The following is a 17167-nucleotide window of genomic DNA, read 5'->3' as shown; positions in this document are numbered from 1 at the left end:
AAATGAGTTTTATATCTTTCACTTTTGTATTTTTTTTAGCAGCTTCACTTATTCTTTACTACATTGTACCTAAAAAATTTCAGGTTGCAGTTCTTTGTACCGCAAATACAGTTTATTACTGCCTCTGGAATTATAAGAATCTTGTTTTTATCGTATTCAGTTCTCTGGTTACTTTTTATGGAGCTGCTCTTGTTGAATCGTTAAATAAAGGGCTAAAAGAAAAGAAAGCTCTTGTTTCAAAAGAAGACTTTAAGATTTTAAAAACTTCCGTGCTTCATAAAAAACGGGCAGTCCTTTCCGGAATGCTTCTGCTTAATGTAGGAATGCTCATTCTCTTAAAGTATTATCTTGTGATTTTCAGTTCAAAGTCTCTTATACTTCCTTTGGGAATTTCGTACTACACGCTTCAGACTATTGCTTACTTTATGGATGTTTACAACGGCAAGTATGAAAGGGAGCATAATTTTTTCAGGTACTATACGTTCGTTTCTTTTTTCCCTCAGCTTTTGATGGGACCGATAAACCGCTATGATAAACTTGGAATTGAAATGTCAAAGGAACATCCTCTTGAATTTGACAATTTTAAGCGCGGAGTTACGACTATTCTTTATGGAGCAATGAAAAAGTATATTGTTGCAGATATGCTTGTGGTAAGAATCAGTGATATTTTTGATCCTGCCTATGTAAATATGCCTGGAGCTTATATCGTTCTCGGTGTATTTATGTATGCCGTTTATCAGTACATGGATTTTTCCGGCGGAATAAACATGGTTCTGGGAATTGCAAAACTGTTTGGACTTAACATGCAGCCGAATTTCCGTCAGCCTTATTTTTCTACAAGTATAGCTGATTTCTGGCGCCGCTGGCATATAAGTCTCGGTCTGTGGATGAAGGATTATATTTTTTATCCTCTTGCATTTACAAAATTCATGCAGAAGATTACGAAGGCCTTAAATGGTTCGGGTCACAAACATCTTGCCCGTTCTGTTCCGGCTGGAATTTCAAATATTATTGTTTTCTGTCTTGTAGGTGTATGGCATGGTCCGGAACTGCATTTCCTTCTCTGGGGTCTTTATAATGGATTAATAATTGCAGTAAGCGATTTTATGAAGCCTTTCTTTGAGAAAGTAAATGCTTTCCTTCACATTAACGTAAAGGGAAGGGCATTCCACGTATTCCGCATTGTAAGGACATTTATTCTTGTAACGATAGGCGGATATTTTGACAGAATAACTGATGTTTCAAAGTGCATGAGGTATATGAAGAACTCTGTTGCTAATTTTGGAAACCTTAGGGAATTGTTTTCTGTAAGCAGTCTTTCACAAATGTTCGGTCAGGTTGCTACGATAAATTCTCAGCTCATGCTTGTCTTAATTGGATGCATAACTGTTTTTGTAATAAGCATTCTTAAAGAGAATAAAATTGATGTATATGAAAAAATTCAGTCAAAGAACATAGTCTTCAGATGGCTGTTTTATTATGTACCGATTATTCTGGTTATGATTTCCTTTACATTTTCTGAAGCTGACTCAGAATTTATGTATGCTCAGTACTGATTTTTTTTGCAAAGCGGAGCCTGTATTCTGAAGGAGTCATTCCTACGAATTTCTTGAAACTCCGGGAAAAATAATTGGAATCATTAAATCCGCATTGATATGCAATTGTAGTTATGTCTGTTTCTGAAGAAGACAGGGCTGTGGTTGCATAGAGCATGCGGAGACGGTTCTGATATACGAAAGGTGCGTAACCTGTCAGATGTTTGAATGCCCTGAGAACTGAACTTTCTGACATTGCGCCGATTTCCATAAGATCCTGCATGGATATATTCCTCATGAAATTTTTATCCATATATTGAATGAGGAGATTTGCACTGCTTTTTTTATGTACAGACGGAAAATCCGGATTATCTTTTACCCGAAGGATATAAATTATAAGCTGCAGCAGAAGACAGTTTATCTGTACCTGTACCATCGGAAGATCCTGCGCAAATTCATTCTGCAGGGAATTTATAATATCTTTTATAGCAATCAGCTGCATTTTATTCAGGTGAAGTTTTCTTACTGAAGTGCTTTTATTTCTTGAAGAAAGGGAAAAGAATTCTGTAAAAGCCTGGCAGTTTGTTATTTCATCATTGAGTTCATAAAAAAAATCCGGCTTTATCATTATGTTCATGAGTTCAAGAGCCTCTGTTTTTAGAAATGAGTGAAACTGCCCCGGATGTACGCATAAGAGATCTCCTGCCTTTATCAGGCTTTCATCTTTCTGGTCAGAATGAATTCCTTTTCCGCTAAAAACTACCACTATTTCAAAAAAATCATGGCTGTGCATTGGAAAAGGAGGCTGTGCTTTTCTGTATTCAAGATGGCAGCTTGCAGGAGCAGTCCAGAACTGCCTGGATAAAAGTTCTTTCATTATTTGACGGAATTATGCTAATAAAAGCCATTACCGTCAAGGTCTTTTTTTTTACTGGTTATAAACTGTAATCATGAAGTATGCTGTCTGTGTTATAGATATCGGAATGACTAATAAAAAAGTATCTGTTTATGATGATTGTCTGAATCTTATAGAAACTTCTTATAGGAATTTCCAGGGATTAAAGACTGTTTATGGTCCGGAAAAAAAAGAGATTTTATGTCATGATATTGAAGGAATGAAGCAGTGGTTTTTTACCTGCATATCAGAATACGCAAAAAAATATCCTGTAAAATTCATTTCTGTAACAACTCATGGAGCAACTTTTGTATGTACTGATGAAAAGTTTAATCAGACAGTTCCCTGTGTTTTTTATACAGAAGAACCTGGTGAAGATTTTCAGAATGAGTTTTATGAAATCTGTGGTACAAAAGAAAAGCTTCAGCTGGAGTGTCAGACACCTGTTCTTTCTTCCATGATAAACATGGCAAAAGGAATATACTTTGTAAAAAAATATTTTCCTGAGGATTTTTCAAAGACAAAGAGGATTATAAATTATCCGCAGTTCTGGACTTATATCCTTACAGGAAAATTCTGTGCGGAACGTACTTTTTTAGCCTGCCACACCTATCTCTGGAATCAGAATGAAGATAGATATTCCTCAGTTACGGAAAAGCTCGGCATTAAACCTCTTCTTTCTGACTGCATCGTAGATACTGTAAGCATTCAGGGAACTGTAAGACCTGAACTTTCGGATGCACTTGGACTGCATGGCGAAGTATCAGTTACTGCGGGAATACATGATTCAAATGCTTCTCTTCTTCCTTATCTTGCAAAAGAGGAGGAAGATTTTATTCTTAATTCAACTGGTACCTGGTGCGTAAGCATGCATCCGGGAACATCGATGAGTTTTTCTGAAGATGATATTGGAAAAGTTGTTTTTTTCAACAGAAGTGCGTTTAATAAAGGTATAAAAACTTCAATTTTTTTAGGCGGCATGGAATTTGATTCATATGTAAAACTATATGAAAAAATTTCCAAAGACTGTGATTTTCCAGTTACAGATACAGCTGCAGTCAGAAAAATCTTAAAGGATAAAAATATTTTTGTACTGCCAGAGCTGGTTCCCGGATCAGGACAGTTTCCGGAATCAAAAGCAGGTATTGTTTTTAACGGCAGATTTACAAGTTTTGAAACTATTCCAGATTCTGAAGAATTGAAAAACCTTATTCTTGAAAAGAAACTATTCATTGCTGCAGTAATAATCTCTCTGGTAATACAAAGCCAGACAGCTTTTGAAAGGGCTGGAATTACTGATGATACAAAAGTTTTTACGGAAGGCGGATTCCGAAAAAATAAGATTTATAATCTTCTGCTTTCATCTGTTTTAAAGAATAATCCATGCTTTACGACAGATATAAGTGAAGCTACATCTTTCGGCTGTGCAATGACGGCCATAATGAGTATTGAGGGGAAAAATTGCAGGGATCTTTCTTCTGCAATAAATATAAAATACAGTAAAATAGAAAAAGAAGATTTTTCTGATTATGAAGAATATAAAAAACTGTGGCTGAAGGCTGCACAAGGAGAATAATATGAAAGCACTTGAAGCTGAATTTGTTAAAGGATTTGTCAGAATGTGTTCTGACGGATGGGAACAGGGCTGGCACGAGAGAAACGGCGGCAATCTTTCTTATAGAATAAAGGAAGAAGAAATTCAGAGCATAAAAAAAGACCTTAAGTTTGATGCCCCGTGGCAGGAAATCGGAACGTCCGTACCTCAGCTGGCAAAAGAATTTTTTCTTGTAACAGGCAGTGGAAAATTCATGCGTAATGTTCCTCTTGATCCTGAGGCAAATATCTGCATTGTTGAACTTGATGATAAAGGTGAAAAATTCCGTATTGTATGGGGCCTTGTAAACGGTGGTCGTCCTACAAGTGAACTTCCGACTCATCTTATGAATCATGAAGTTAAGAAAATAGCCAGCGGTGGTAAACACAGGGTAATTTATCATGCTCACTGTACAAATCTTATAGCGCTTACTTTTGTACTCCCGCTTAAAGATGAAGTTTTTACCCGTGAACTTTGGGAAAGTGCAACTGAATGTCCGGTTGTTTTTCCTGCCGGTGTAGGTGTGGTTGAATGGATGGTTCCGGGAGGAAAGGATATTGCAGTTGCAACAAGCCGCCTTATGAAAAAATATGATGTTGCTGTCTGGGCTCATCATGGTCTTTTCTGTTCGGGAGAAGATTTTGACATAACTTTCGGGTTAATGCATACGGTAGAAAAAGCTGCAGAAATTCTGGTAAAAGTTCTTTCCATCAGGCCTGATAAACTTCAGACTATTGAGCCGGAAGGATTCCGTCAGCTTGCCAGAGATTTTAAGGTTACATTACCTGAAGAATTTTTATACAATAAGTAAGGCGCTGTAAGTTTTTGAGTTTCAGCGTTTTATTGAGGGGGTAGTACAAACCCTCAAAACGGCGAAGTCAAGGCTTTAAGCGTTAGCGTGCCTTGACTCGACGTATGGAGGCTAAAATGCGAAAATCTTTTGGAAAACAGACTTTTATGTTTCCGATGCCTGTTCTTATTATTGCAACCTATGATGAACATGGAAATGCTGATGCAATGAATGCTGCATGGGGCGGCATTCATGATACTGACCAGATAGGAATCTGTTTAAGTCCTGAACATAAAACTGTTAAAAATATACTTGCATTAAAAGAATTTACTGTAAGTATGGCAGATTCTTCTCATGTAGCACAGTGTGACTATGTGGGAATTGAGTCTGCAAATAAAGTAAGTGATAAGATACAGAAATCAGGTTTTACCCTGTCAAAGGCAGAGAAGGTAAATGCCCCGGTAATAAATGAACTTTCAATGTGTCTTGAATGTCGTTTGGTAAGTTATGATGAATCTTCAGGTTACATGGTTGCAGACATTGTAAACGTTAACTGTGATGAAAAAGCACTTACAGACGGAAAAATAGACATAAAAAAAGTTGATCCTATTAGTTTTGATCCTGTAAGCCACGGTTATTATAAAACCGGTGACAGGGCAGGAAATGCCTTTAAAGACGGTCTTGCACTCCGCTGAAATAGTGCTTATTAAAATACGTCTGGTCAAGGCACGTTTCACTTAAAGCCTTGACACAGCCGTTTTTAGGTTTTGTATTAAAACCTAAATAAAAAGCCCTGAGTAAAATTAAAGCTGCTTAAAGTACGCTTCATTTTTCTCAGGGCTTATTTCTATAGAATTCAGATTCTAGTAATTTTTATCTGCGTATCCAATCCAGCCTTCATTTTCAATAAGGGCTTTTTCAAAACCTTCAAGCTTAAATACGTAGCTTTTAGAAAGAGAGCCGGCAATAAGTTTAACTTTCCATGTACCGTCTTCTTTTTCTTCAATCTTACATTCTGTATCCTTGTCTGCAAAAGTACGGAACATATCGTCAATATCTTTTTTGCTCATATCAAGAGCGAGAAGACCGCAGTTATACATATTCTGCCTGAAAATGCGGGCAAAATTTATTGCAATTACAGTGTAAATACCATTTACTTCAAGAGCCCATGGTGCATGTTCACGAGAAGAACCGCATCCGAAGTTTTCTCTTGTAATGATTACTTTTTTACCTGCAATATCAGACTTCGGGTTGAATCCGTCAAGCTTAAGGTCCTCAAGCAGGTAAGGTTTAAGAGCCTGCTTTGTATTCTCAGTAAGATATTTAGCAGGAATTATTTCGTCAGTATTAATATCTGAGCGATCCAAGAAAAGAACCTGTCCACCAAACTGTTTCATGTTTATTCCTCTTTAAGTTTTGTTATCCGGACTAAAGCCGGATAGTTTATTATAGCAGATGTCTGCTTAAAATTGTATAGAAAAAAATCAGCCCTTATAAAGTTCTGAATTTGCAATAGTTCCTGTAATTGCTGTAGCAGCAGCACTTGCAGGGCTCATAAGGTGAACCATTCCGCCTTTACCCATGCGTCCGTTGAAGTTTCTGTTTGTCGTTGAAGCACAGACTTCTCCTTCTGCAAGAACTCCGTTTGACATTCCAAGACATGCACCACAGGTAGGATTAGTTACACAGAAACCTGCATCCATGAAAATGGAAATAAGACCTTCATCAAGGGCCATCTTATATATAAGCGGAGTAGCAGGACTTACGATACCGCGTACACCTTTTGCAAGTTTATGACCTTTAAGAATCTGAGCAGCAATGCGCAGGTCAGAAATACGTCCGTTTGTACATGAACCGATATAAACCTGATTTACTTTTGTTCCTTTCATTTCTGAAATTTTTCTGATCTGATCAGGCTTGTATTCAACAGTACACAGAGGTTCAAGTGTAGAAAGATCATAAGTATAAACTTTCTCATACTCAGCATCCTCGTCATCAATCCATTTAGAATATTCTTTAAGGGCATCCTCTTTTGTTGCAAATTCGTCTTTGATGAAAGGCCAGAGGTAATCTACTGTAGTCATATCCGGAAAACAGATTCCGCTTGTAGCACCTGCTTCAACAGCCATGTTACAGATTGTCATGCGTTCTTCCATTGACATTTTATCTACTACAGGACCAGTAAATTCTGTTACGCAGTTAGTTGCACCGTTTACACCAATCTGTCCAATTATATAAAGAATAACGTCTTTTGCATAAACACCAGGTTTAAGTTCTCCGTTAAGGATGAATTTAATTGCCTTTGGTTCACGGAAAGAACAAACTCCCTTAAGAATACCAACTTCAAGGTCAGTTGTTCCTACGCCTGCAGCAAATGCACCGAATGCACCGTGAGTACAGGTATGGCTGTCACCCATGATTACAGTAAATCCCGGGCGTACAAATCCTTTTTCCGGGAAAATTGCATGACATACACCGTTTGCTCCGATGTCAAAGAAATCCTGAATGTTATTGCGGTCAGCCCATTCACGGAGAATCTTTTCCTGAAGGGCGCATTTTGAATCTTTTGCAGGAGTAACATGATCAATTACTGCCTTGATTTTTGTCGGGTCAAAAACTCTGTCCTTATTGCGTTCCATAAGATCATTAATTGCAATAGGAGTCGTAATTTCATGACAGAATACTCTGTCAAGCTTAAGAACGTTTGTTCCAGGGAATGGCTGTTCAACCATATGAGCTTCAAAAATTTTCTGAGCTATTGTCTTTCCCATAAATCTACCTCGAATGTTTCTATTAAAAATAACTTGTTTATTGTATTTTTTTTCGGCAAGTATGACAAGCCTTTTCAGGAAACGGTATTTTCAGGTTTTCCGTCAATCCAGGCTTTAAAGTTTGAGAAAACTATATCAAGAAGCCTCTGCCGGGTTTCAAAGGGAGCCCATGCAATATGAGGCGTCAGAATGCAGTTTTTAGCCTTTAAAAGTGGATTAGAAGGATTCATAGGTTCTTCCGTTACAACGTCAGCTCCGTAGCCCCTCAGCAGGTCATTATTTAAAAGCCATGCAACATCCTCTTCATTGATTAATCCGCCTCTTGCTGTATTTATAAGGATTGTAGAAGGCCCTCCTATTTTGCAGAGAAGTTTTTTATCGAACATACCTTCATTTTCTTTTGTAAGGGGGCAGTGAAGACTTATAAAATCACAACCTGCAAGACCGTCCAGACCTACGGCTTCAATTCCGTCCCTGTCAGAGCGGGAACTTTTATTTACCGTAACAACCTTCATTCCGAAAGCTTTTGCAATTGCAGCAACACGTGAGCCGATGTTTCCATAGCCTGCAATTCCGATCTTTTTTCCGTCAAGCTCATACAGCGGTGAATTCCAGTAGCAGAAATCTTTTGAAGTACACCATTTTCCTTCAAAAACTGAATCTGAATGTTCTTTAACTCTGTTTGTAAAGGCGGTTATGAGGGCAAAAACATGCTGGGCTACTGCTGCGGTAGAATAGGAAGGAACATTAGTTACCGTAACATTGTGCTTTCTGCAGGCATCCAGATCAACAACATTGTAACCTGTGGCCTGAATTCCAATATATTTGAGGTTAGGGCAGGCAGATAATATTTCTTCCGTAATCCTGATTTTATTCATAAGGATTGCATCACTGTCACCTATGCGCTTAATGATATCTTTTTCTTCTGTTCGTGGATAAACAAAAACAGCCCCGAATTTTTCAAAAACCTCATAACTGAGATCTCCGGGATTCAGGGCGTTTCCATCAAGAATTGTAATTTTCATGATTGTATATAATCTTTATTAAATAGTAATTAAATCAGCCTAAAACAGTTACGCCGGCAGATTCAATGGCAGCATTGATTGCATCTTCTGATGCTCCGTCAAAGTCTACGCAGACCTGACATTTTGCAGCTGTAGAAACACAAGAAGTAACTCCTGCAACTGCTTTTACTGCAGCATCAACTTTTGCAGCCGTTCCATCATCATCCATTCCAGCAACGTAAATTTTTTTCTGCATGGCTCACCTCACTAATTTATATATTCGTTCTATTATATGAAGACAATTGTAATCTTTCAAGTCTTGAGATATTGGAGTTTTTTTTAAGAAATTTCATCTTTCTCCACCGCTGATCTTCCCAGCTGGCCGCAGGCACCTCCGATTTTTGTGCCTCTTTTTTTTCTAAGATTAACGTTTATCCTGTTTTTTTCCAGAATAGAAACAAATCTTTCGCATTCTTTGTAGTCAGGAGTTTTAAAATCAAGTCCGGGAACAGGATTCCAGGGAATAAGGTTTATGTAAACGTCAAGACCTTTTGCAAATTCAATCATTCTTGCCGCACTTTCTTCACCTGTGTTTTTTCCGGAAAGCAGTGCCGCTTCAAGAGTTACCCTCTGTCCTGTCTTTTGTGCATAATAAGAAATTGCTTTTTTCAGTTCAGGAAGAGGATTTCCTTTTGTTACAGGCATCAGTTCCATTCTCAGGTCTGGATCTGCAGTTGTAAGGGATATTGCCAGTCTCATTTTCGGGCCGTTGTCAGCAAGATCATAGATTCCGCTGATTATTCCGCTGGTACTTAAGGTAATTCGTCTTGAACTCAAAGCCCTTCCGTTTTTATCAGTGAGGACGGCGACAGCTTTTCTTATTGCATCAAGATTCTGCATGGGTTCCCCCATGCCCATAAATACAATGTTGTCTAAAGTACCGGCTTCTTTTTCCATGTACATGAATTCTTCTACGATTTCTCCTGCAGTCAGGTTTCTTCCAAGTCCGAGCTGGCCTGTCTGGCAGAAAGCACATTTCATGGCACATCCGGCCTGACAGCTAACGCAGGCAGTTTTCCGGCCTTCCTTGTCTGTAAGAAGAACTGTTTCTATGGCACGGCCGTCGTTAAGTGTAATCTGAAGTTTTATAGTTCCGTCCGGATCCCGCAGGGTTTTTGATATTGTTGAGGAATATATTTGAGCTTTTTCTTCCAGAACAGCCTTTGTTTCTTTGTCGAGGTTTTTCATCTGTTCAAAAGAAGAAGCACCTTTGTAAATCCATTGATAAATCTGCTTTGCGCGAAAAGCCTGCTTAAGGGAAAGTTTTTCGCATATTTCCTGAGGAAAAAGACCTGAAAGAATTATTTTTTCTGACATAACGGGGTATGATTAAATCATTCCCCCTTTATTTTTGCAAGCAGGTCATTTACATTCTGATTTTTTATTCCGAACCGCTGAAATGATTCCAAAGTAGAGACAGCATCTGCCTTACGGTTCATTTTCATATAACAGTCGGCCAGATCAATATAAAGCCGGTAATTTTTTTCGTCATCGCGAATGAGTCCTGCAAAACGTCTGGCTGCTTCCTCGTAGTTTCCTTCTCCCTTACAGATAAGTGCCAGTCCCATTGCTGCATAAATATCAAAATCGATATTCATTGCACGGTCATAATATTCTGCTGCAGTTTTATAGTCACCGAGATTGCGGTAAGCATCTCCAGTCCTTGTAAGGATTACTTTATTTTTCGGGTCAATTTTAAGAATTCTGTTCCAGTAATCGATTGACCTGTACTGCTGGTTCATTCCACGGTAGCAGTCGGCAATTCCAAAAAGGGCATAAAAATTATTAGGATCCATCTCCAGAGCCCTTTCAAAATAAGGAAGTCCCTGTTCAAAAGTCTTGAGTTTTCTATGGCAGTTACCAATGGAAGTAAGTACGCGAATATCAACATGAGAAGGAGGTGCATCAAGCATTCTTGTCCAGTAATACAGTGCATCCTTATATTCCTTGAAATCGTAATGAAGGTGTCCCAGACCTATAAGTGCATAGGCATTGTTTTGCTCCATGTCAAGAACCTGAAGGTAAAGTTCCTTTGATTTTCTGAAATCACGAATTTTTCTGTATGCATCAGCAACACGTGTAAGGACTGTAATATTCCTGTCATCATGAATAAGATACTGTTCCCAGATTTCAATTGCTTTATGAAACTGATTCAGGGCTTTATAGCAGTCTGCCAGACCGAAGAGGGCGTAGTTGTTACCCGGATGACAGGCAAGACATTTCGTATAATGCTTTATGGCCTGATTAAAATTCCCTCTTTTACGTTCACAGTCACCCAGACCGACGAGGGCATAATTGTTGTTAGCTTCTATATCGAGGATCTGTGAAAAAGCATCTACTGCATCCTGTGTAAGATTTTCCTTTAGAAGCTGATAACCTCTTTTAGAAAGTTCACTAATTTCTTTTGCTGTTGAATCGTCAGCTGTATTCTGTTCAATAAAATCTTCCTGGCTTATGCCGAATTCTTCTTCATTTTCTGATTTCATTTTTTACCTCGCTATTCGTCTTTCAGCATGACAGAAACGACGGACGCTATTTTTTCAATAATAGGAGCGCTTTTTCTCTGATTATGTGCAAGAGTATACATTCTGATGGCATTCAGATAATCTTTTTTTTCAAGATACCTGTCGCCGGTCCGGCTTAATCCGTCAGAATATCCGGTAGTAACATAGATGCGTTCAGCCATATCGAACTTACCCTCGTTAAAAAGGGCGTTAGCTCTTCTGTTCAGGGCTACTTTCTGCTGGTCAGAAAGGGGAACGGTCTGAAAATCAGTGGTTTTTATAAAACCTGCAGAGCCTTGTTTTTGTTCAATCCGTTTTTTTAAATTATCATCCATATAACTATAATTAAAGTTTAACTTGTTATTCTGATTTGTCAAGTTTTTGTTTAGTTGTATAAAAATGAACTATGGATCTTCCGTAAATTCTTTTATCTTTCAGAACAAGTCCTTCCGTTTCTTCAGGAAGAGGATCTTCTGCCGGAAAATGAATCAACAGGGTTCCGTTTTCCTTTAAGAGACCCCGCCTGTCTATCGTCTCAATAAGATCTTTTCTGAACTTATAGGGAAAGGGCGGATCCAGGAATATATAGTCGAATGAATCCTTGCAGCGTTTCAGGAACAGTTCTACAGCCATGAAATGGCATTTAATCCTTACTCCGAATTCTTCCGTCATCGCTACATTTTCAAAAACAGTTTTTGCCTTTGATTTATCCATTTCACACAGAGTAACTTTATCAGCACCATGAGAAGCAGCTTCTATTGCGATTGTACCTGATCCTGAAAACAGGTCAAGAAAAGATTTTCCTTCAAGAAAAGGTCCTATTATATCAAAAATAGATTCCCTCATTCGGTCCATGGCCGGTCTTATTGCCATTTTTCCGTAGGGAGTACGGGTTAGCCTGCCTTTTAATTTTCCACCTGTGATTCTCATTGCGTTTCCTTAACGGGCTGAACTGTTGAGTGACCAGTATATGTCATCATGAGTCAAATTTGAATTAAGCTTTGCGTAATCAAATGCTGTTTTGCCGTCATGATCCTGTATTCCAGGCTTGGCACCTTTGTCCATGAGGAGTTTTATGATATGCGTTGAAGTTCCGTACTGAGCGGCATACATAAGAGGTGTTTTTCCTTTCCAGAGTCTGTTGAGAGGAATGTCCATATCAAGAAAAACCTGCATTTTTGCTTCTTTTACGTGGTTTTCTCCCTGGTTACTGGTAACGGTCATTATAAATGCTCTGTAAACTTCATCTTCAGTAATAGTCCGGTCTTTCAAAAGAATTTTAAGTATCTGCGGATTCTGGGAATAATCTGAAGCCATGAGTAAAGGCGTAGCATTATATTTGTTGCGAACCCTTATATGTGCACCCTTATCAATAAGTTTAGTTACGATGTTCAGGCTGTTCTGATAGCGGCAGGCATACATTAAGGCAGACCATCCGTCTTTATCCCTTAAATTTGGATCTGCACCGCTTTTAAGCAGGTTTTCAACATCCCAGTCATTTCCTGCTTTTGCTGCCTTCATAAGAAGGGTAACCCCGTTTTTATCAGCAGAATTTGGCTCTGCAACGGTAAACGGCTTTTTTTCTTCCTCTGCAGCTGTTTCTTCCGAAGAAAGGGCAAAATCATATAAGTAAGTATTTTTATAAGTTTTATAGTTGTCAGAAGTTTTTTTTAACCGGGTCTTTTCTGACAGGTTCTTCCATAGCGGCAGCGGTTTCAGGAATCTCAGAAGCAACGCTTTGAGGTTCCGCTGTTTTTTCCGGTTCCGTATTCTGTTGCGGAGTATTTTCCTGATCATCAGCAACAATTACCGGAGTAACGGTATATGTAACCTTATCAGCAGGGGAGGCACTTATTCTTTTTACTTCATCAGAATCATCTTCTGACTGGGGAACTTCTTCCTGATGTCCTTCCCCGGAACTTTCATCTTCAGAAACAGGAGTATTTTCTTCTGTTCCTGAATTCTCTTCCGGAGCGGCAGGAATATCCTTCTGCTGTTTTGATTCTGCCTTTCTTGCTTCTTCAGCTTCTTTTTTTGCTTTTTTAGCAGCTTCTTTTTCCTGTTTCTTTTTTTCAATAACTTCAGGATCATCTGCAAATGATGTAAGTACAGGATAAATTTCTGAGTAGTTAGGATTATCTTTTACATAGTCAAAGCAGGATTTTCCGGAATCATCTTTTTTTGTAAGACGGTCTTCTATTCCTATGCCGAAAACAGTTCCGCTTTTTATGACATATTTAACAGCTTTCGGATCAGTTACGTAACGGCAGGCATACATTACGGAGGAACGTCCGTCTTTTGAAAGGGTAGTTACGTCTATTCCGCTCATTACGCCGAGCTTGATTATATCAAGGGAACGGTTTCCGTGAAGAAGAAGCATGAGAAAATTTTCTCTGTTGGAACCAAAAAGCCTTGTGTAGAGTCTGGAATCTGATTTTACGGCATCTTTTATTTCTTCTGCAGTTCCTTCCCGTGCAAGTTTAACATAATCAACTGCAGCATCTTTTGCCTGTACTGAAAGCAGAGTAAGAAACGACATTAATAATACTGAAATAAGTTTTTTCATGATTATTTTCAGTATAGAATAGATTATTGCAAAAAACAACCTCTGAAATGCATAATATAGAAGGTTCATTCGGTAAAAAGACCTGAATCTCGTTGACTTTATCCCCTGATTCTGCTATATTCAAGCTCCCCTTGGAACAGCGTATGCCGTTCCCATTTTAGACCATAAGGAGAAACATACGATGAGAAAGTATGAACTTATGACAATTTATCCTGTTGAGGATGAAAAGTACAATGCAGGTCTTGCTGCAGTAAAAGCAGATCTTGCAAAATTCGGTGCTGAAATCGAAAAAGAAGAACCTTACGGAGACCGCGACCTTACTTATGAAGTAAAGAAGTTTAACCGCGGAAGATTTGTTCTTCTTAACATTAAGGCAAATCCTTCAAAAATTGCTGAACTTGATGCAGCATTTAAATTCAACACAAACCTTATCAAATACCTTTTCGTATTGAAAGAAGAAAAAAAGGCTTAATCTGATAAAATAAATGCTTTCGGAGTAAAAAATGGCAAGAGTTTCAGATTTAAACTGCGTTATACTTATTGGAAACCTGACGAGAGATGCAGAAATGAGTTTTATGAACACAGGAAATGCAGTCGTCAATTTTTCAATTGCAATTAACCGCAGCAAAAAAGAAGGCGATCAGTGGGTAAGTGAAGCAAATTATTTTGATGTTGCTTACTTCGGAAAGCCGGCTGAGGCTGTAAAGCCATACCTCACGAAAGGTAAAAAGATTGCGGTTCAGGGTTCCCTTAAACAGGACAGATGGGAAAAAGACGGTCAGAAATTCAGCAAGGTTCGTATTGTTGCTGATTCAGTCCAGCTTATTGGTGGACGTGCTGATGGTGAAGACATGTCGTCTTCAGGGGGCTATCAGGCAAGACCGGCATTTACTCAGAGACCTCAGGCAACTTCTATGCCACAGAACGACTATTATGATGGTTCTGCAGGCCCGGAATCTTTTGGCGGTGATAACGGCGGATTTTCAGAGGATATACCGTTTTAATTAATTTACCCGCTACATTAAAATTTCAGGAGAAATACTATGGCAGACGAAACAATTGAATCTGTAGAAATGAAAGAAGAAGTTACACAGGAACAGCTTCAGGACTCTGGTCGTGAAGACGAAGTTCGTGGTGGACGCAATGGTAAAGGTAAGGCTTTCTTCCACAAGAAGGTTTGCCGTTTCTGTGCTAACAAAGGCACAATTGATTATAAAGACAGTGACGGACTTCGCCGCTATACTACAGAACGCGGTAAGATTCTTCCACGCCGCATTACAGGAACATGCGCTAAGCACCAGAAGGAACTTGCAGTTGCAATTAAACGTGCACGTGCAATCTGTCTTCTTCCGTTCGTTGCTGACTAATAAAAAAAACATGGCCGTGGCTTACTCCTGGTAACACAGGCCAGAATAAAATAGGAGCTTGAAAAATATGAAAGTTATTCTTTATACAGACGTTAAACATGTTGGTGAAATGGGTGATGTAAAAAATGTTGCAGCAGGATATGCACGCAACTACCTTTTTCCACGTTCACTTGCAGTACCATACAATGCAGAAACAGTAGCATACTTCGAATCTAAGAAAGAAGAAATTGAAGCACGCAAGGCTCAGAAAAGAGAAGAAAGCAAATCCCTCAAGGAAAAGCTTGAAGCTCTTACAATTGAACTTACAATGCCTGCTGGTAACAACGGAAAACTTTACGGTGCCGTTACTAACCTTACAATCGCTAACTGGTTTGATGCAAACGGATATGAAATCGAAAGAAAGAAGATTGAAATCCCTGGTGCTACATTCAAACAGGTTGGAAAATACACATTCAAAGTTCATCTTTATGAAACAACAGTTGCAGAAGTAAATCTTACAATCGTTGCTCAGAAGACTGACGATACAGCTGATGAAGCAAAGGCTTCAAAAAAAGAAGCTAAAAAAGAAGAAGCTCCTGTTGCTGAAGAAACAAAGTCTGAGTAATTCAGTCTGAGTAATTTATAATAAAGGCTGTCTAAAAGGCTTTAATGCAGTCATTTTAATGATATAATGACTGTCAGTTCTTTTTAGACAGCCTTTTTTTTATGGGAGCCATTTATGGAACTTAAAGACAAAATTCCACCTCACAATCTTGATGCAGAACAGGCCGCACTGGGGGCAATTCTTATAAACTGGGATGCTTTAGGTAATGTTGTTTCTTTTTTAAATCAGGAAGATTTTTATAACCAGCAGAATCAGCTTATATATAAAGCAATAAAAAAGCTTTCGGTTGATGGAGTAAGGGGGGATCTTCTTACTATTATTGAAGAGTTAAAAAAATCCGGCGAGCTTGAAAAGGCTGGGGGAATGTCTTACGTTTCATCTCTTTTTGATGTTGTACCGACATCAGCAAATCTTGAAAGTTATGCTCATATTGTTCATGATCTGGCTATTAGACGTAATCTGATTACTATTTCTCAGGAAATAAAGGCTGAAAGTTTTGATGAAACAAAATCCTGCCGTGCTGTTCTTGAGGACTGTGAAAAAAAGATTTTTGATATTACGGATGCAAATCAGACGACACAGATCAAATTCATGCAGGATGTTATTACAAAATCCATAGAAATGATTGATGCCAGATATAAAAATCATAATGCTCTGTCCGGTATTCCTTCCGGTTTTAATGATCTTGACACCATGACAAACGGTTTTCAGAAAGGTGAAATGACTATTATTGGTGCGCGCCCTTCAATGGGTAAAACAGCGCTTGCCCTTTCCATGATGGAGCATATTGCCATTGAAAAGAATATTCCCTGCGGTTTCTTTTCTCTTGAAATGTCTGCCGAACAGATATGTCAGCGTCTTCTTTCTCAGGTTGCACGAATTCAAAGTCAGAAACTTAGAAGCGGCTTCCTCAAAATAGAGGACTTTAAGAAATTACAGGATGCTGCTGGCAGAACTTTTAATGCACCCCTTTATATAGTTGATACGCCTAATATGAAACTCCTTGACCTTAGGGCAATGGCCCGCCGGTTAAAGGCAAATCAGAAAGTTGAAATTATTTTCATAGACTATATCGGTCTTATTTCCAGTGAACAGGACGGACTTCCTGTATATGAACAGCAGTCTCTTATTTCAAAATCCTTGAAGAGTCTTGCCCGTGAACTTGAAATTCCTCTTGTAGTTCTCTGTCAGGTTGCCCGTGACGCAGAAGGAAATGAACCAACCTTGAATCAGTTGAGGGGCTCCGGTTCTATAGAACAGGATGCGGATATGGTTATGTTTATTCATGGTGACAGAAAAAAGACAGCCGGTGCCGATTCAGATGGTGAAGAAAATGCCGGTGTACTTGATAGAAAACTAGTTGTTGCAAAACAGCGAAACGGTCCTATCGGAGACGTAGATGTTCTTTTTATTTCAAGTTATACGAAATTTGAGAATAAATCCAGAGAAAGAGAGTAGGAACTGTTACAAGTAAAAA

20 protein-coding genes are annotated in these 17167 nt (G+C 38.7%); 9 read left to right on the top strand and 11 right to left on the bottom strand.

The genetic code is table 11. The annotated features are described in order from the left end of the window. The first annotated feature begins 2 nt into the window (after window positions 1–2). Window positions 3–1556 (top strand): MBOAT family O-acyltransferase, encoded by a 1554-nt coding sequence (locus tag HNP77_RS03745; RefSeq protein WP_184651809.1) that lies wholly within the window; start codon window positions 3–5, stop codon window positions 1554–1556. Here HNP77_RS03745 and HNP77_RS03740 read toward each other — a convergent pair. Beyond that, window positions 1537–2412, bottom strand: coding sequence for an AraC family transcriptional regulator (locus HNP77_RS03740; protein ID WP_184651808.1), 876 nt, complete (start codon window positions 2410–2412; stop codon window positions 1537–1539). The genes HNP77_RS03745 and HNP77_RS03740 overlap by 20 nt on opposite strands. Before the next feature lie 73 nt (window positions 2413–2485). Between HNP77_RS03740 and HNP77_RS03735 the strand changes: the two genes are divergently transcribed. From HNP77_RS03735 to HNP77_RS03725, 3 genes are all read left to right on the top strand, one after another. Continuing rightward, window positions 2486–4006 carry an FGGY family carbohydrate kinase gene (locus tag HNP77_RS03735; protein WP_184651807.1) on the top strand — a complete coding sequence of 507 codons (1521 nt, stop codon included), beginning with the start codon at window positions 2486–2488 and terminating at the stop codon, window positions 4004–4006. A gap of 1 nt (window position 4007) precedes the next feature. Next, complete coding sequence (rhaD, locus tag HNP77_RS03730) at window positions 4008–4835, top strand: rhamnulose-1-phosphate aldolase (RefSeq protein ID WP_184651806.1); 828 nt, start codon at window positions 4008–4010, stop codon at window positions 4833–4835. Between the two features lie 116 nt (window positions 4836–4951). Continuing rightward, complete coding sequence (locus HNP77_RS03725) at window positions 4952–5509, top strand: flavin reductase family protein (RefSeq protein ID WP_184651805.1); 558 nt, start codon at window positions 4952–4954, stop codon at window positions 5507–5509. A gap of 168 nt (window positions 5510–5677) precedes the next feature. Here the strand turns inward: HNP77_RS03725 and HNP77_RS03720 are convergent, their stop codons facing one another. The 10 genes from HNP77_RS03720 to HNP77_RS03675 form a co-directional block, all read right to left on the bottom strand. After that, window positions 5678–6211, bottom strand: a complete 534-nt coding sequence (locus HNP77_RS03720) for a 3-isopropylmalate dehydratase small subunit (protein WP_184651804.1) — start codon at window positions 6209–6211, stop codon at window positions 5678–5680. Between the two features lie 87 nt (window positions 6212–6298). Next, entirely contained in the window at window positions 6299–7585 is a 1287-nt protein-coding gene (locus HNP77_RS03715; protein ID WP_184651803.1) for a 3-isopropylmalate dehydratase large subunit, read from the bottom strand. A 74-nt stretch (window positions 7586–7659) separates the two neighbouring features. After that, on the bottom strand, window positions 7660–8610 hold the full coding sequence (locus HNP77_RS03710; protein ID WP_184651802.1) for a D-2-hydroxyacid dehydrogenase: 951 nt from the start codon (window positions 8608–8610) through the stop codon (window positions 7660–7662). A 34-nt stretch (window positions 8611–8644) separates the two neighbouring features. Then, window positions 8645–8845, bottom strand: a complete 201-nt coding sequence (locus HNP77_RS03705) for a cation transporter (protein ID WP_184651801.1) — start codon at window positions 8843–8845, stop codon at window positions 8645–8647. Window positions 8846–8928: 83 nt separating this feature from the next. After that, window positions 8929–9966 carry a dual-specificity RNA methyltransferase RlmN gene (gene rlmN, locus HNP77_RS03700; protein WP_184651800.1) on the bottom strand — a complete coding sequence of 346 codons (1038 nt, stop codon included), beginning with the start codon at window positions 9964–9966 and terminating at the stop codon, window positions 8929–8931. A 17-nt stretch (window positions 9967–9983) separates the two neighbouring features. After that, window positions 9984–11135, bottom strand: a complete 1152-nt coding sequence (locus HNP77_RS03695) for a tetratricopeptide repeat protein (protein WP_184651799.1) — start codon at window positions 11133–11135, stop codon at window positions 9984–9986. Between the two features lie 11 nt (window positions 11136–11146). Beyond that, complete coding sequence (locus HNP77_RS03690) at window positions 11147–11488, bottom strand: hypothetical protein (protein ID WP_184651798.1); 342 nt, start codon at window positions 11486–11488, stop codon at window positions 11147–11149. 25 nt (window positions 11489–11513) lie between these two features. Next, complete coding sequence (rsmD, locus tag HNP77_RS03685; protein ID WP_184651797.1) at window positions 11514–12083, bottom strand: 16S rRNA (guanine(966)-N(2))-methyltransferase RsmD; 570 nt, start codon at window positions 12081–12083, stop codon at window positions 11514–11516. Between the two features lie 9 nt (window positions 12084–12092). Next, the gene (locus HNP77_RS03680; protein ID WP_184651796.1) at window positions 12093–12887 is read right to left on the bottom strand and encodes an ankyrin repeat domain-containing protein; all 795 of its coding nucleotides are present in this window, start codon (window positions 12885–12887) and stop codon (window positions 12093–12095) included. Continuing rightward, complete coding sequence (locus HNP77_RS03675) at window positions 12811–13719, bottom strand: hypothetical protein (protein WP_184651795.1); 909 nt, start codon at window positions 13717–13719, stop codon at window positions 12811–12813. Before HNP77_RS03675 ends, HNP77_RS03680 begins: the two co-directional genes overlap by 77 nt. 181 nt (window positions 13720–13900) lie before the next feature. On the opposite strand from HNP77_RS03675, the gene rpsF reads away from it, so the two are divergent. The 5 genes from rpsF to dnaB all read left to right on the top strand — a co-directional run bounded on the left by rpsF (window position 13901) and on the right by dnaB (window position 17148). Beyond that, entirely contained in the window at window positions 13901–14191 is a 291-nt protein-coding gene (rpsF, locus tag HNP77_RS03670; RefSeq protein WP_184651794.1) for a 30S ribosomal protein S6, read from the top strand. A gap of 31 nt (window positions 14192–14222) precedes the next feature. Next, window positions 14223–14723, top strand: coding sequence for a single-stranded DNA-binding protein (ssb, locus tag HNP77_RS03665; protein ID WP_184651793.1), 501 nt, complete (start codon window positions 14223–14225; stop codon window positions 14721–14723). Between the two features lie 39 nt (window positions 14724–14762). Further along, window positions 14763–15086 carry a 30S ribosomal protein S18 gene (gene rpsR / locus HNP77_RS03660; protein WP_184651792.1) on the top strand — a complete coding sequence of 108 codons (324 nt, stop codon included), beginning with the start codon at window positions 14763–14765 and terminating at the stop codon, window positions 15084–15086. Between the two features lie 67 nt (window positions 15087–15153). Then, window positions 15154–15690 carry a 50S ribosomal protein L9 gene (gene rplI, locus HNP77_RS03655; RefSeq protein ID WP_184651791.1) on the top strand — a complete coding sequence of 179 codons (537 nt, stop codon included), beginning with the start codon at window positions 15154–15156 and terminating at the stop codon, window positions 15688–15690. A gap of 114 nt (window positions 15691–15804) precedes the next feature. After that, window positions 15805–17148, top strand: coding sequence for a replicative DNA helicase (gene dnaB, locus HNP77_RS03650; RefSeq protein WP_184651790.1), 1344 nt, complete (start codon window positions 15805–15807; stop codon window positions 17146–17148). Window positions 17149–17167 lie beyond the last annotated feature (19 nt).

The organism is Treponema rectale (assembly GCF_014202035.1).
In the GTDB taxonomy this organism is placed as follows: Bacteria; Spirochaetota; Spirochaetia; order Treponematales; family Treponemataceae; genus Treponema_D; species Treponema_D rectale.
The sequence above is the reverse complement of the archived record's forward strand: the minus strand, read 5'-3'. Positions and strand labels throughout refer to the sequence as shown.